15 protein-coding genes are annotated in these 16,214 nt (G+C 38.2%); 10 read left to right on the top strand and 5 right to left on the bottom strand.

The window, feature by feature from the left end; all coding sequences use genetic code 11:
• Positions 1-80: 80 nt before the first annotated feature.
• Positions 81-1,349 (top strand): DUF7033 domain-containing protein, encoded by a 1,269-nt coding sequence (locus R2Q70_RS11305; protein WP_316807681.1) that lies wholly within the window; start codon positions 81-83, stop codon positions 1,347-1,349.
• Here the strand turns inward: R2Q70_RS11305 and R2Q70_RS11300 are convergent.
• Positions 1,346-3,283, bottom strand: a complete 1,938-nt coding sequence (locus R2Q70_RS11300; RefSeq protein ID WP_316807680.1) for a glycoside hydrolase family 172 protein — start codon at positions 3,281-3,283, stop codon at positions 1,346-1,348. The genes R2Q70_RS11305 and R2Q70_RS11300 overlap by 4 nt on opposite strands.
• Before the next feature lie 176 nt (positions 3,284-3,459).
• Here R2Q70_RS11300 and upp point away from each other — a divergent pair, with 176 nt between their 5' ends.
• The 9 genes from upp to R2Q70_RS11255 all read left to right on the top strand — a co-directional run bounded on the left by upp (position 3,460) and on the right by R2Q70_RS11255 (position 11,486).
• Positions 3,460-4,104, top strand: a complete 645-nt coding sequence (gene upp, locus R2Q70_RS11295) for a uracil phosphoribosyltransferase (RefSeq protein ID WP_316807679.1) — start codon at positions 3,460-3,462, stop codon at positions 4,102-4,104.
• Positions 4,105-4,196: 92 nt separating this feature from the next.
• On the top strand, positions 4,197-4,895 hold the full coding sequence (locus tag R2Q70_RS11290; RefSeq protein ID WP_316807708.1) for a YjjG family noncanonical pyrimidine nucleotidase: 699 nt from the start codon (positions 4,197-4,199) through the stop codon (positions 4,893-4,895).
• A 20-nt stretch (positions 4,896-4,915) separates the two neighbouring features.
• On the top strand, positions 4,916-5,434 hold the full coding sequence (locus R2Q70_RS11285) for a DinB family protein (protein ID WP_316807678.1): 519 nt from the start codon (positions 4,916-4,918) through the stop codon (positions 5,432-5,434).
• 36 nt (positions 5,435-5,470) lie between these two features.
• The gene (locus tag R2Q70_RS11280; protein ID WP_316807677.1) at positions 5,471-6,193 is read left to right on the top strand and encodes a hypothetical protein; all 723 of its coding nucleotides are present in this window, start codon (positions 5,471-5,473) and stop codon (positions 6,191-6,193) included.
• A 31-nt stretch (positions 6,194-6,224) separates the two neighbouring features.
• On the top strand, positions 6,225-7,544 hold the full coding sequence (locus R2Q70_RS11275; RefSeq protein ID WP_316807676.1) for a flippase: 1,320 nt from the start codon (positions 6,225-6,227) through the stop codon (positions 7,542-7,544).
• On the top strand, positions 7,541-8,188 hold the full coding sequence (locus R2Q70_RS11270) for an FkbM family methyltransferase (RefSeq protein ID WP_316807675.1): 648 nt from the start codon (positions 7,541-7,543) through the stop codon (positions 8,186-8,188). The genes R2Q70_RS11275 and R2Q70_RS11270 overlap by 4 nt, the downstream gene beginning before the upstream one ends.
• Before the next feature lie 9 nt (positions 8,189-8,197).
• Positions 8,198-8,962, top strand: coding sequence for a class I SAM-dependent methyltransferase (locus tag R2Q70_RS11265; RefSeq protein ID WP_316807674.1), 765 nt, complete (start codon positions 8,198-8,200; stop codon positions 8,960-8,962).
• Positions 8,963-9,077: 115 nt separating this feature from the next.
• Positions 9,078-9,992, top strand: a complete 915-nt coding sequence (locus R2Q70_RS11260; protein ID WP_316807673.1) for a sugar transferase — start codon at positions 9,078-9,080, stop codon at positions 9,990-9,992.
• 42 nt (positions 9,993-10,034) lie between these two features.
• Entirely contained in the window at positions 10,035-11,486 is a 1,452-nt protein-coding gene (locus tag R2Q70_RS11255; RefSeq protein WP_316807672.1) for an alpha-L-fucosidase, read from the top strand.
• Here R2Q70_RS11255 and R2Q70_RS11250 read toward each other — a convergent pair.
• From R2Q70_RS11250 to R2Q70_RS11235, 4 genes are all read right to left on the bottom strand, one after another.
• Positions 11,481-12,233: a class I SAM-dependent methyltransferase gene (locus tag R2Q70_RS11250; RefSeq protein WP_316807671.1), complete on the bottom strand. Its 753-nt coding sequence runs from the start codon at positions 12,231-12,233 to the stop codon at positions 11,481-11,483. The genes R2Q70_RS11255 and R2Q70_RS11250 overlap by 6 nt on opposite strands.
• Positions 12,234-12,323: 90 nt before the next feature.
• Positions 12,324-12,596, bottom strand: coding sequence for a Txe/YoeB family addiction module toxin (locus tag R2Q70_RS11245; protein WP_316807670.1), 273 nt, complete (start codon positions 12,594-12,596; stop codon positions 12,324-12,326).
• Positions 12,596-12,850, bottom strand: coding sequence for an immunoglobulin-like domain-containing protein (locus R2Q70_RS11240; RefSeq protein WP_316807669.1), 255 nt, complete (start codon positions 12,848-12,850; stop codon positions 12,596-12,598). The genes R2Q70_RS11245 and R2Q70_RS11240 overlap by 1 nt, the downstream gene beginning before the upstream one ends.
• Before the next feature lie 135 nt (positions 12,851-12,985).
• The gene (locus R2Q70_RS11235; protein WP_316807668.1) at positions 12,986-16,174 is read right to left on the bottom strand and encodes a S41 family peptidase; all 3,189 of its coding nucleotides are present in this window, start codon (positions 16,172-16,174) and stop codon (positions 12,986-12,988) included.
• Positions 16,175-16,214 lie beyond the last annotated feature (40 nt).

Here is a 16,214-nt window from a genome sequence, read left to right as displayed (position 1 = left end):
ATATCCCGTTAACACAAGCGTAATCCGGGAAAGGCGCCAATAATCTTAGTTATACATTACCCCTACTGTTTAAATAAGTTATGCATTTAATTGTTTTCTCCTCCGTTTTAACACCAAGAATAAAATATATCTTCAATTTTATTTTTAAAGAAATTCTCAAGGCCGAAGTTGAGTTTACCGGCAATGCAGAATATTTTGCCCAAAGCAATCAGGTTAAAATCAGTTACGGTGAAAAAGCCTTAGGCGATGAACTTTTCTTCAAAAGCAGTCCCATTCTTTTTTCCAATAAACTTGATGAAGTTAATATTAAAACGACTTTATTTGGAGAATACCAGGTTCCATTTCCGGTAGAAAATTCTTTGTTTCCATTTGATGTATTTGCAGCTTCATTTTTTATTGTAACCCGTTACGAGGAGTATCTTCATCAGAAAAAAACAGACGAAGATTTCGAAGCGAAAAAGAGTTATCAATTTAAATGGAAAATTTTAGAAAGGCCGATTATTGATGAATGGGCAATGCTCATCAAAAACATGATCCGCAAAAAACATCCGGAATTTAAGTTTCATGAGAAACGTTTTATTAACCAACCGGGCATTAATTTTAACATTACCCCAAACATACCCGATGGTTTCTTAAGCCGGACGAAATTTTTCTTCAGCTCGGTTTTCAACAAAGAAAATAACTTTTTAAGCTCAAAATTCGATCAGTTTACAGGCATGGGGGTAAGTAGGGAAGCTGTGTTAAGCGATTTAAATTTGGTATTGGAGAAAAAACAAACTGATCCGATATTTTTCATCAACTTTCCAAATGTTCCTAATGATTACATTAAAGCAAATGGAATTTCGAAAAATCTATCATCAAAAAATGTAGGTTTATTGAGGCCATGTGCCAGCGATAAGGAGAAAATGGATGAGATTAAAACAGGCCTGGCAAAACTTAAAAAAATACTGCCAAACCAAATTAATCTGAGCAGTCAGCAGCTGGAAGTTTTAAAATTTCCAATCTGCTATTTAAATTTATTGAACTCAGGCATCACAACCGACTACTCTATGGGATATCCTGACCGGGCAGGTTTTCGTGCTGGTACCTGCACACCGTTTAACTGGTACGATCTTCAACTCGAAAAAGTGACACCTTTGCTTGTTTATTCATATTGCCTAAATGATACCACACTTCAACATCTTTCTAACGAAACCATCTTCAATTCGATAAAAGAGTATATAGATGCAGTTAAATTTGTAAACGGTTATTTTCTGAGTAACTGGCAACTTCGAAGCCTTTCAGATCATTTAAAATACAAAAAGCTAAAGCTTGCCTTTATTGAAATGAATAATTACGCAGGAAACTAAGGTTTACTTTTGATCAGGATCAACCGCCCAATATTTACGCGATTTTTATTTTTGTCGTTTTTAAAGTGTAAGGTAACGGTATTTCTAAACTCATTGATATCAAGATCGCACAGAAACATTTTCTTTTTGACTTTTTTCTGAGCGCTGTAGAATGAGATGGGCTCACTAATTTTAGTTTGTCGTTGCCAGAAGGAAATTTCTGCACCATCGGCAGCTGTTTCTAAATCGGCATAAAGCTTATATTTTCCGTTTGGAATTTCCTGTAAATCGACGCGGATTTGCGCACCATTTTTTCCAATGAAGTTATTCCCATCAATAGTAGCCTGACCATTGAAACTTAAGTTCATAAGCTGCGGATAAATCATCATGGTATCAGGAACAAAAACCGTAGTATTTTTGCCATCTGGTAATTGCGAAGTTGAAATTGCCTTTTCAGCGTAGTAAAAAGCTACCGAGGTATAATCGGCCGGTTTATTATTTTGCTCTGGCCCATGTTCAATGGTGTGCAAAATACTTTTATGAAACGGCATTTTATCTGTTAGGAACAATCGATAGCCTCCGGTCCGGCTGAAGGGGAGCGAATAATCCAATGAACCATGCAGCGGCAAACTCATTTTGCGGTCCCAACGATCGAGTAAGGCATACCAGCCACCATTAAAATAATCTTCAGATCCGGTTCCACGCATGGTCATTTTACCATCAATTGCGGTGTAATCATCGCCTTCAAAAAACAAGGTCATGCCTGGGTTTAATCCCTGAGCCTGCAAAATTGTACCCACATAATGTCCTCTACCCGCTCCTTGCAAAAACGCGTGTGGTTTACCCAAGGCGGCATTTTTATCGCTATTCCAGAAAGTATAAAATTTCCCTTCCGTTTTCGGATCATGCGGTAATGGCGAAAAATACCACCTTGCCTTGATTGTTAAGGATTCTGCATGCGCATTGGAAATGCCCTTTCGATAAATCAATTCTACTTTGGCGCTTCTTTCAAAAGGCATCGGGAAATAATTGTAATTGATGTTATTTGCGGTACCGCATAGCAAACTTTGCATGGAAATTTTACCAAAAGCATAACCGAAAAAATCGGCCAACGGGAGGTAAACAGCTGGCTGGCTTTCATCATCCCAGGTAATTTTTATATCGATTAACTTCTCTAATCCTTCGAACTGCTTTGCATTTTCGATTTCAAAACCCAAAAAACGACCGGGCTTTGATACGCCAACCAGTGATAAACTTTGTCCAGGTGACAGGATTTTATCAACCGCAATAGTTTCGATCCCGGAAGATGAAAGAATGTTTTTTTTAATGTCTATCCAGGCTGAACTCACTTTTTCAAGCGCTAATTTTTCAGGCGCTGATAAATTGGGGTTAAATGTTTTTACAGTTGCATTTTTACCGAAATTACGATACTGGATTTGATAGAATTCTAACTTCTTGCCCCTGAAAACAACTTTGCATCCATTTTTATATGGGATAGGAAAATAACAAAAATATCCTCCTACCTGATTACCACAAAGCGGCAGATTGAAAGGATATACCTTGCCTGAAAACAAGTCTGAAAATTTTATAGAATAAGATGGTTTTTTGCTTCCGTCAAAATAAAAATCAAGCGTATCATTCGTCGGCGTTGGTGTCCATATTCGATTGATCACTCCTGCGCCTTTATCTTCAAAAATTACCAGACTGCTATCCGGATTTTTTCTAATAAAAGAATACTTCCCACTAAAACCATCATCGTTATTCCCTGTTGTATCATAAGAAGAAAACTGCTTTACCACGGCGTCAGTATATTTTGGAAGGTTCGAAATGGTTGTCATCGATTCCAATTCTGATTTAACGTTAACACTACTTTTTTGTGCAGAAGCGATAGTAGAAGCCGTAACTGTTATGAAGCAATTTAGGCATAAGGCTTTGATAAACTTAGCGTAGTTCATGGTAAATAATAAAGATTTATATTTGGTTGGATGGGCTAGGTAATACGATTTAGCTGAACCAAAACTAATGTAGAGAATATATTCAGCCTACCATAAATATCTATAAAGTTGTTACTTACTCTCAACCCAAAACAGTAATTTAGACCATCAAGACCTGACTAAAACAATAAAACATCATGATTTTCGACCTGAGCAAAATTAAATCCATCGCCAATACTTTTATCTCTGAAATGAGAGATGAAAACATCCAAAAGGATTCCATGCGTTTTAGAAAAAATCTGGAACGTGTCGGGGAGTTTTTCGCGTATGAAATCAGTAAATCTTTACCATACGTCACCCGTGAGGTAACCACGCCATTAGGGGTTTCGCCGTGTGAAGTATTAGCGCAGCAACCTGTTTTAGCTACCATTTTAAGAGCGGGTTTACCCTTGCAACAGGAGTTGCTGAACATATTTGATAAATCTGAATGTTGTTTTATTTCCGCATACCGTAAGGTTAAAAAAAGTGGCGATTTCGTGATTCAGATGGATTACATTTCTTCGCCGGATTTGGATGGAAAAGTTTTGATTATGGCCGACCCCATGCTGGCTACAGGCCAAAGCATGGTAATGTGCTGCAAAGAATTAATGAACAGATACAAAATAGCCGAATTGCATATTGTGGCCGCCATTGCCAGTACCGAAGGCGTGGCGCATGTAAGGGCAAACCTGCCAAAAGCTAAGTTGTGGCTTGGTGCTATCGATGAAGAAATGACCAGCAAATCATACATTGTTCCGGGTTTAGGCGATGCCGGAGATTTGGCTTATGGAGAAAAAGTTTAACCGGGTTAAAAGGATTTTAAGATTTACTGGATTCAATAGCCCAGTTTGAAACATTCCAACATTAAATCATTCCAACCTCACAACAACAAAACATCTTGAAAAACAAAAAACACATCTTTTTCGACCTCGATCATACCATTTGGGATTTTGACCGCAATGCCGAAGAAACGCTCAACGAACTTTATCATACCTACAAATTGAATGAGCTTGGCTTAAGTTCTTGTGCCGATTTTATTTTAAAATACACTGAAAATAACCACCAGCTTTGGGCAGATTATCATTTAGGAAAAATTACAAAAGATTTTTTGCGGGCCGAACGGTTTAGCAAAACTTTTATTGAGTTGGGAATTCATCCCGAGTCGGTGCCGCATCAGTTTGAAGACGATTACGTGAGCATATCGCCAACGAAAACAAATTTATTTGAAGCTGCAGAAGATGTGTTGACTTACCTTCAACAAAAATACATCCTTCACATTATTTCAAACGGATTTAAGGAAACCACGTTAACCAAAATGAATCTATCCAATTTAAATCCATACTTCGAAAATGTGATTATTTCTGAAGATGTTGGCGTGAATAAACCCAATCCGATTATTTTCGAATATGCGCTCAACAAAGCAAAAGCATCGAAAGAAGAAAGCATTATGATCGGCGATAGCTTGGAAGCTGATATTTATGGCGCATTAAACTTTGGAATGGAAGCAATTTTCTTCAATCCATTGGAGAAAGATAAACCTGCAGATGTGAAAAATCAAATCACCCACCTGAAAGAATTACTGCAACTATTCTAATTGTATCTTATCTTTATGAAATGACACCTGCAAAAGTAAAAGCCTCTATACATAAAATAGTCGACGCTTATAAAGCCAGACTCTCTCAATACGACGAGGACATTTTTCAGGTAACACCGCCCATTAACGGCTGGAGCTACAGCGAAGTGTATTCGCATATTTTTGATGCAAGTTTACTCTCATTAATTGCATTGGAAAATTGCATTAAAGGTAAAGGCGAAGATCAGCCCACTCACTTTATGGTTAAAGTGATACTGTTTTTGGGTGCATTTCCGCCGGCACAAAAGTATAAAGTGCCAAAACGCATGGCAGACCGGGTAAAGAAAATAACCAAAGCCGAAGCGCTTGATTTTATTTTAGAATTTGAAGCTTCATTATTGGATATCTATCCATCGGTTGCTGGTGCAAATCCAAGGGTTAAAACAAAACATCCCAGGCTGGGCTATTTAAACTCCAGGCAATGGCTTCGGTTTATTGAAATACATTTGAAACATCATTTAAAACAGCTCATTAGGATAGAAGATAGTTTTCAGCGTTAAAATTATTTTATCATCTTTGGGTAAACGACCCGCTTTATGAAAAACCTCCTTTACCTCCAGGCAATCTTCGTGTTTTTTTCATGCAATAGTGACCAGAAAGACACAAACCAAACTGTGCTTACTACGCCAGCAGGATTAGAAGGACTTCAAAAAACCAATACAGCAGCAGTTCCGGTGGCACAAACGTCTACCAAAACGCTTATTTTCAATCCGAAACATGGTCAGCCAGGGCATACTTGTGCATTAGCTGAAGGTGCTCCTTTAAACCAAACGGCGGTGGCTCAGCCTCAACAAAATATTACTCAACCACAACCCACAAATGTTAGTGCGCCAGTTCCTGCTACTGTAAATACCAGTGGAAAAAAGTTAAACCCTAAACATGGCGAGCCTGGGCATAGATGTGATATTGCAGTTGGTGCGCCTTTAGATTCAAAACCTGTACAAGCTGTTCAAACCAGTGCGAACCAACAAGTGGTTGCACAAACGGGAAATACAAAAGTTGCTAAAGGAATGAATCCACCGCATGGGCAGCCCAACCATAGATGCGACATTGCCGTTGGTGCGCCATTAAACTCAAAACCTGTTCAAGCTGCAAGTTCCACACCTGCGCAAACGATAAATAAAGCAGAAACTAAAGCACCTTTAATTTTTCCAAACGAGGCTAAGACACCCGAAAGCCAGGCCGGTGCAAAGTTAAATCCAAAACATGGCGAACCTGGCCACAGATGCGATATTGCAGTGGGTGCGCCACTCACTTAATTAACGCACATTTTTTTACATCTTTGCGCTAATGAAATTACCAACCATAAAAGGTTTTGATGAGGAGGCATTTAACAAGTATTTAAAAAATACGGGTTGGTTAATGTTTGGCAAGATATTAAGTTTAGTTGTTGGCTTATTTATTGCCCGATATCTGGGACCCGATCTTTTCGGCGATCTTACCTTTGGCCTTTCGTTGGTAGCAATTTTAGCTGCAATAGGCGCCTTAGGACTAGACACCTTCATCATCAGAGAAATTATAAAAGAACCTACAAAACGAGATGAAATTTTAGGAACTTCCTTATGGTTAAGATTAATTACAAATGCCGCAGCTATTCCTGTTGCAATGGCTATTTACTACATCAGCCATAAAATATCTAAAAATCCAGGTGAGCCATTAACGATTATAGTGGGCTTGCTTGCACTGGCCTCATTTTTCAAATCATTTAATGTGATTGATGCCTATTTCCAATCTCAGGTTCAATCGAAATATGTTGTTCAGGTTCAAAATATTTGCTTAATCATCTCAGCTGTTGTTAAGTTGATTCTTATTTATCTGGGGTTTCCTTTAATTTATATTGTTCTTGCTTTGGTATTTGATGGATTTATTTTAGCTCTGGGTTTGGTTATTGTATACCAAAAGCGAGGTTTTAACATTTTTGATTGGAATTTTGATTCCATCAGAGCAAAATCACTACTGAAACAATCATCTCCACTTATTTTGTCTGCCGTAATGGTTTCCATTTACATGAAGATAGATGTGCTGATGCTTAAAGAAGTTGGAAGTAAAGCGGTTGGAATTTATGGTGCAGCAGCTAATTTAAGTGAGGCCTGGTATTTTATTCCGGTTGCAATTGTAACTTCGGTTTTCCCGGCACTTATCAATGCCAGAAAAACTGATCTGGAACGTTACCATAAAAGGTTAGGAAACCTATACGATTTGCTCGTATACATCTGTTTACCAGTCGGTATTTTCATCAGTTTTACTGCAAACTTCATTATTCATTTATTGTATTCGAATGAGTTTGAAGGCGCCGGAATGATGCTTTCTATTCATATTTGGTCTGGGATATTTGTATTTTTAGGAAGTGCCAGCTCACAATATCTAATTGCTGAAGGATATACAAAAATTGCTTTCTACCGAACTGCGGCTGGCGCCATTGTAAACATTTTACTTAATCTTTGGCTGATTCCTAAATATGCTGGCGTGGGCGCTTCTATTGCGACACTAATCGCATGTTTTATTTCTACATTTTTCATCTTATTAATTCCAAAAACCAGGCAGCAAGGAATAATGATGTTAAAATCATTATTTTTGGTCACAGCATTTCAAAAAATATTTAAACGTTGAGCACATTAAAAGCATTAACCACACTACTTGCCAAACCGAACAGGTTAAAGGCACTATTATCATACGGGCATAAGGGTTATTTAAATAGCATTGGCTGGTTTACAGCTTTTGATCACCAACAGGCTGTTGATGGAAATGGCAAGGCGCTTCCATGGGTTACTTATTCCTTTATCGATTTTATCAAGGAAAGAATAAATAAAACACAGCATATATTCGAATATGGCTCTGGCAATTCTACCATTTTCTATGCTGAAAAAGCTGGATCAGTAACCTCGGTAGAGCATGATAAAAATTGGTTTGATAAGGTTAAAGGCAGCAGCCCTTCAAACGCGGAGATGATTTACTGTGAGTTGCAACGCGATGGAGAATACTCGAAAAAAGCTGCTCTAATTGGTAAGAAATTCGACATCATCATTGTTGATGGGCGAGATAGAGTAAGATGCTGCAAATACAGTCTGGAAGCACTTTCTAAAAACGGTGTTATTGTGTTAGATGATAGTGAACGTGAGGTTTATAATCCTGCCCGGATATTTTTGAAGGAACAAGGCTTTAAAGAACTTAGTTTCAGCGGCATTTCTCCTGGCTTGTTCTATGAGAAAGCGACTTCTGTTTTCTACAAGGCAGACAACTGTTTAGGAATTTAATCTTCAGAAATGATGTTAAGCGAAGAAGTTAAAACAGCCTACGATAATTTTTACACCAATAGCGATGTAGCCTGGCGTATGCTTGGCGCTAAATATAAGGCCCAAAATATTGTTGATGTTTGTAAAGCCATAAAACCTGGAAAAGTTTTAGAAGTTGGCGCCGGTGATGGAAGTATTTTACATTTTTTGAATGAGTGGAATTTTGCACCTGAACTTTACGCCATTGAAATAGCGCAAAGTGGGGTCGATATTATTAACGGTAGAAAACTTGCCAGACTTAAGGAAGCACAAACTTTTGATGGTTATAAAATTCCATATGCTGATAATAGCTTCGATTTGGTAGTTCTTGCGCATGTGCTCGAACATGTAGAGCATGAACGCATTTTACTTCGTGAATTGAAAAGAGTAGCTAAATACATTGTGGTCGAGGTACCAAAAGATTACCGTTTTGGTGTAGATACACGGATGAAGCATTTCCTGGATTATGGGCATATTAATATGTATACACCCACCTCGTTAAGGTTTTTATTACAAAGTGAAGGACTGGAAATTTTGGAAGACAAGGTTTCGATGACTGCTCCGGAGACAGTGAAATTTAATGAATTTGTAAATAAGAAAGCACCAAAAACTTTTACAAAAAACCTGAAGATTGAACTGGAATACAAGATTAAAAAAACATTAGGCAACCTGCTAGGCCGGAGAAAACAGGAACAATTTGCCAATGCTTATACCGTTCTGACTAAAAAATCAGATCAAAATCTTCATATATTTTAATAGGAAAGAATTCATTAAAGTCGTCAATCTGAAATTATTTCAAGATCTTATTTAACATTATACTGAAATAAATTCAGCATAATGTTGATGAAAAAATGGTGAAAAAATAACAACAATGCAAAAGCTTGCTCCTATAGCCCTTTTCGTTTACAATCGCCCGCAGCACACCGAGCGAACGATAAAATTTTTACAGCAAAACAATCTTGCTAGTGATAGCAGGCTGTTTATTTTTTCTGATGGTGCAAAATCTCCTGCAGATGAGGAAAAGGTTGCCGAAGTAAGGGCAATTATCAATGATGTTCAGGGTTTTAAATCAGTAAAAGTTATGGAGCGTAAAACCAATGCCGGTCTTGCCAATGCTGTAATTGAAGGAGTTACCAAGCTCATTAATGATTATGAACAAGTGATTGTTTTTGAAGATGACCTGATTACCTCTCTACATACTTTAACCTATTTCAATGATGCACTTAATCGCTATCGCGATGAAGAAAAGGTAATGCATATTGGAGCATACATGTATCCCCTAACAGCAAATGATTTACCGCAAACATTCTTTTACAGGGCGGCTACGAGCTGGGGTTGGGCAACCTGGGGACGTGCCTGGAAAAACTTTGAGCCAAACATTGATACCTTAATTAAACAGTTCGACAAGAAGAAAAGATCTGCCTTTTCTATTGAGAACAAGATGAATTTCTGGAAGCAAATGCAGGAATTTAAGAAAGGCAAAAACAATAGCTGGGCAATTCGCTGGTATGCATCCATCTTTCTAAAAGGTGGTTTAACGTTAAATCCGTCGCAATCTTTAGTTAATAACATTGGCCACGATGGTACCGGGGTTCATTCTGGAATTAACGATATCTATAATGTAGTGATTAATCCAAAACCAATCACGAAATTTCCTGATGTAATTGAAGAGGATAAAAAAGCCTATCAGACGATTAAAAAATTCCTTTCCAGCAGAAAAGGAAATATGGCCACCAGAATTAAGCGCTTTGTACGCGAAAAATTAGCACAGTATTTCTCAAAGTAGTAGCGAAATTCTTTGTATTTTGGCTTATCCAAGCTTGTAGATATGAAGCCAATTTTCATCCTTTTATTTCTGATTTCATCAGCAGTTTTTGCGCAAACCGCACCCAAACCTTATGGTGCATTACCATCTAAAAGGCAATTGGCCTGGCATGACCTGGAAGTTTATGGTTTAATCCATTTCACTCCTACTACTTTCGAAAACAAAGAATGGGGTTTTGGAGATGCCGATCCGAAAACATTTAATCCAACTGATTTTAATGCCGAACAAATTATTCAGGCCGCCAAAGCAGGTGGTTTAAAAGGCGTTATCCTTGTTGCCAAACACCACGATGGCTTTGCCCTTTGGCCAACCAAAACCACGGATTATAATATCTCTAAAAGTCCTTTTAGAAACGGAAAAGGCAATCTAGTGAAAGAAGTGGAACAAGCTGCCCGCAAAAACGGTTTAAAATTTGGCGTTTATTGCTCTCCATGGGATCGCAATAACCCGCTTTACGGCACAAACAAATATCTTTCAGTTTATCAGGCCCAGCTAAAAGAACTTTACAGCGAATACGGGGAACTTTTTATGAGCTGGCATGATGGCGCAAACGGTGGCGATGGCTATTACGGCGGTGCAAAAGAAAAACGTTCTATAGATAATACCACATATTACGATTGGACCAACACCTGGGGCATCACCAGAAAAATGCAGCCTATGGCCAATATTTTCAGCGATATTGGTTTAGATATTCGCTGGGTTGGCAATGAAGATGGCCATGCTGCGGAAACCTCATGGGCAACCTTCACACCAATGGCACCAGATGGAAAAAACGTGGCCGTTCCGGGCCAGGCAAATTATCCGCAAAGCCCTGGTGGAATTAGAAATGGTAAATTTTGGATGCCTGCAGAGTGCGACGTCCCGTTGCGTAAAGGCTGGTTTTATCATGAAACAGAAGAGCCAAAAACACCTGAAATGCTTTTTGATTTATACTTAAAAAGTGTTGGTCGTGGTGCAGGACTTGATTTAGGATTAGCGCCTGATACGCGTGGACAGCTTCATGATGACGACGTTGCCGCCCTTAAAGCTTTCGGCAGCATGGTAAAAAATACCTTTTCCAACAGCCTTGCTAAAGGATCAACCATTAGCTCAAGCCATTCGCGTGGAAAAAAATTTAATCCTGCTTTGGCCTTAGATGGAAACAAACAAACTTATTGGGCTACTGCTGATGAAACCCATACTGCAAACCTTGAAATTGACTTAAAAACACCTAAAAGTTTCGACATCATCAGTCTCCAGGAATACATCCCACTAGGACAAAGAATTGAGGCTTATACCATTGAGGTATTGGAAAATAATAACTGGAAGAAAATTTATGATGGTACCAGTATTGGCGCAAAGCGATTAATTAAGTTGGATCAACCCGTAACAACCAATAAAGTAAAATTTAACATTACTAAATCTCCTGTTTGTATTACCTTGAGTGAAATTGGCTTGTATAAGAAAAGTTTATAAAGGTTTTTTAGCTTGTACAACGATGTAAGGAGATGAAGCCTTACTTTCTACAGGTACCAGTCTGGTAAGTATCTTGCCGGTTAACCATACAACTTTCTTAAACAAGCGAACGCCGGTTGATTTTTGATTTTCATTTTCTAACCATACACTGAAACGGCCAAAATATCCTGCCGTTACATCTTTTAAGCCAGCTGTTTCGCAAATTGATTTCAATAAGTTCGGATTCATGCTATCGATATTGTGCTTATCGTAGTTTTCTTTATCAAAATTTTTCTGAAACCATCCATTTACGGCCTTAAAGTTTGGTAAGGTAATGAATAACGTTCCGCCAGGTTTTACAAAAGAAATGTGGCGGTTAATGATATCAGCTGTATCATTAAAATGCTCAATTAGGCCGCAGCTCAGCACTAAATCATATTGTTTCTCTGGTTGGTAACTAAATAAATCGGTTTCGATAATATGGATATCCTGCGCTTGTAATCCATTCTTTTCCAGCAGTTCGTTTACTACAGGCGGGTGAACAAAATAATCTAAAAGGGTAACATCGAGCTTTAAATATTTTTTCAAAAACACAGCATAATAGCCAGGAAAGCCACCTAATTCAATTGCAGTTTGAACATTATTTTGATTTACAATATTTGTAAGCTGACCATGAAAAACATAATCAGCAGGCAGTTGTACCGCAAGTCCTTTTTTACTTTCCCAATAATTTACCCAAAAAGCCCTGTCAGTTAATAAATTTGCCATGTTTTGAAAATTCGAATTCCAAAGAAACGGAAAATTTGTGGAATTGATTAACGGATTAATTTGATGAAATAGTTTATCAATCAGTTATTGTTATTTATCATCGTAATGACCAGCAGATGTTAACACTAGTACTATTAATTTTCCTTCATCTATGCGATAGACTAAACGATGCTTTTGAGAAATTTTCCTGGAATAACATCCGGCTAAATTATACTTTTTTAGCTCGGGTTTGCCCGTTCCAATTTTTGGATGTACTTGTAATTCTGCAATTAACTTTTGTGCTTTTTTGAATGCCCCGGGCTCAGATCGTTTCAAAAATTGCAAATCTTCAATCGCCTGTAAAGTGAACTCTAATGAATACATTACAAATTTTTAAAGAAATTTTCCAATTCTTTAACACCATCAATTTTTACAACATTACCCGCATCAGCTTGTTGGATAGAATCCTTGATTTTTTGAATCATTTTTGGAGAAAAATACACATCATCCTCAGTTACAGGTGTAATGGCGTAAGCTTTATTCTTACCTCGTTGAATAATAATCTGCTCACCATTATCAAGCCTATCCATATACTCCGCTTGCTTCTCTCTAAACTCTCTACTACTTACAACCAACATAATTTCGAAAATTTGCGTACCATAATGGTACAAATATAAAAAATGATTTTGTAATCGCTAAAAAACAAATTGGTTAATCGCGATCGGCATCTTGCCAACAACAATTAACCAATTCAAACAATTTATCAATTAACCCTATTTTAAATCTTTCAAAATCTCGGCAACCGCTTTTTCAAGTTGAGGATCTTTATCTGCCAACCGATCTTCGAAAGTATTCTTTACGAAAATATCAGGCTTCACTCCTTCGCTTTCCAGGTTTTTGCCATCCATAGTGTAACATCCCCATGATGGTAAACGGTAAGATGAACCATCAACCAAACCTTTTGCAGAAGTGAAAATAATCCATCGGTAGGTTTCTGTTCCAATAATTTTTCCCAATTTCAATTGCTTAAAGCCTGCCGCAGTCATTTCGGCATCGCTTAGCGACTGCTCGTTAATTAATAACACAATCGGCTTGGCCGCTGGCCCGAAATTACTTTGTGGCGCCAATTTACCGCCACGGTATTTCCACTGCAAATACGGACGTTGAGATAAGAATTTCAATACATCATCATGAACATTTCCTCCGGTGTTATAGCGTAGATCAAGAATAATAGCGTCTTTATTTTCTTCCTGAGCTACCATATCTAAAAGAAAAACTTCTAATTCTCCACCACCCATATTTTTCATGTAGGAATAGGCAATGCGGTTGTTTCCCCATTTATCAACGTTTTTACGGTTATTGGCAATCCATTCGTCGTAAAGGTTTCCGCGTAAAGTTGCTGCACTTTCAGGATGAATGTTAACATACACCTGCTTCCCTTTGCGGTCGAAAGCGAGTGTCATCTCCTTATCCAATGATGGTTTACTGAAGTAATAATCACGGTCGATCTTTTCATCAACTTTAATCCCGTTCACCTCGGTTAGGATATCTCCAGCCATAATGTTTGTTCCGGTACGCGATGCGTTGCTTTTTGCCGCGATACGCTCTACTTTTAAAGGATTTTCGTTATCAAAGATGATTCCGGTTTCGTTTGTGATGTAAGTGAGATTTTTCTTTTCTTCCGCACCAAAACTATTAAAGCCCATGTGTGATGAATTCAGCTCGCCCAACATATCATTCAACAAAATCCTTAAATCGCTGCGGTTGTTTACATAAGGCAGGTAAGCCGCGTAACGTGTTCTCATTTTATCCCAATCTACACCGTGGAATTTCTCATCATAGAAATTCTCATCCAAACCCACCCAGGTTTCGTAAAACATCTGGTTAAATTCAGCATTCAGGTTTCTGGTAAACTTGTAGCCATGATCAATTTTATCAAGTTTATTGGCTTCCAAGGTGTACTTATTAATCACTCCACGAGAAAGTACGTAATATTTATCGCCAGCCTGAATAATGGAGTAGTCACCTCCATCAGCAACTTTTTCTGTTTTATTGGCTTCGAAAGGCTCAATAGTTGTACGGTAAAGCCCAGGCGCCCCGCCCTCGTGGTTTGAAGAATAAAAAACATAGGTTTTGTCGCCCTTGGCAAAAACATCTGTGCCATATTGCCCACCAAAACTCGGACCAACCAGTTCTATACGATCCAAGATATCCTGTGTATTAATGGTAATTACACTTGCTGGTTTAGGTGTTGGTTTAATCTCGGTTTTTTTCTTTGCAGTGTCGGCTTTATTTTTTTTGTCTTTTGTATCGGTTACTACAGGCTTAACTTCCGCAGGCTTTGTTTCTTTGAACAGATCATCAAATTTATCTGAGCGATAAGGCTCATCATAATTGTTTAATGCCATGCGGTAAATGTGTGCACTGTTCATTCCCGTTGGATAGGATGGCTTGGTACGGGCGCTGGTAAAGAAAATATATTTCCCATCTGGCGACCATGCCGGACCAGTTTCGGTTACACCAGTGTTGGTTAAATTAATGGTTTTATTACCCTTGATATTGTGCACCACCAAATCTTGCTCAAAATTTCTGTAAACGGTAAACAACACATATTCATCGTTCGGAGAGAAACTTGGCGCAGAATTTTGAAAAGCCCAGAACTCATCAGTTACCAAGGTTTTACTGTCGAAAGTTTTGAGATCCATCAATTTCAACTCATTTCTGCCGCTCAAATAAACGGCCATGGTTTTGGTTTTATTCAGGGTAATATCACGGTTGTTGGCTTTATCTTTGGTGAGTTGTTTAACCGTCCCCTTTCCGTCGCCGGTAATGGTAAACCAGTTCTGAAAACCATTTGATGTTTGGCTAAACAATATCGTTTTGTTATCGGCAAGCCATTTGCATTCCATTGCCCTTTCGCCGCTATTGGTAATTTTGCGAATAAATTTTCCATCAGCATCGCTAACAAAAACTTCACCACGAGAAATAAAGGCCATTTTTTTGCCATCGGTTGAAACATCAAAAGCTGAAATGTTTGAACGAACATCATATTCCTGCTCTTTACTTAAAACCTGGTTTCTAGAAGTGCTGATGTTAACCTTTTCGGTTTTCTTAGAAGCAACATCATAAGTAAACAACTGATAATCTTTTTCGAAAACTATCGTTGTGCCGTTAGCTGCAACAAATGGACGTTTAATAGAAGTTTCGAATTTGGTCAGGCCAGTTTTTTTTCCGGCGATGAACGTGTAAAGATTATACTCATCATTTCCTTCATCCGAAACAAAAAACACATTACCTTTTTGATCAACGCTCGTCCAGAAATCTTTTCCTATATAATCTGTATAACGTTTATAAGCTTTGGTTTTAGGGTTATATGACTGAATATCAGGATTGTAGGCGCCTTTATAATGCTTTCGATTGGTAAATCGATAGCTTTCCCAGGTATCATTAAAAAACAATTCTCCCGTTGGCGATTCGGCGATGTGGTGCGTGGTATTAAAATAATTATCAAATAAACGGGTTGCCGTTCCGCCAGTAATTCCGACTTTATAACTCGAAAAAGAATTGTACCTGCCTGACGTAAAATAAATGGTTTTAGAATCCCAACTCCAGTTATCTACCTCATCCGATGCATCGTTGAAAGTCAATTGTTTAATATCCCCACCATTAATCGGCATGATATAAACATCATGATTTCCAAACTGGTTAGCTGAGAAAGCCAGCCATTTTCCATCTGGAGAAACCTTAGGATTGATTTCCTCGCCCTGCATGGCGGTAATTCGCGATGCTACACCACCTTTAACCGGAACTTTCCAGATATCACCATCGTAACTGAATACTATTGTTTGCGCATCAGGCGTTAAAGCAGGGTACGATGCGAAATAGGTTTGATTTTGGGCAAAAGAATAGCTTGGCAACAAAAAAGCCATTGCTGTAAGCGATTTTAGCAGGGTTTTAATCATGATTTCTGTTTGTTTGGCTTTGGAAAGCTGAATTTACATA

It is taken from the genome of Pedobacter agri (genome assembly GCF_032678665.1).
GTDB classification, from domain to species: domain Bacteria; phylum Bacteroidota; class Bacteroidia; order Sphingobacteriales; family Sphingobacteriaceae; genus Pedobacter; species Pedobacter agri_A.
The sequence above is the reverse complement of the archived record's forward strand: the minus strand, read 5'-3'. Positions and strand labels throughout refer to the sequence as shown.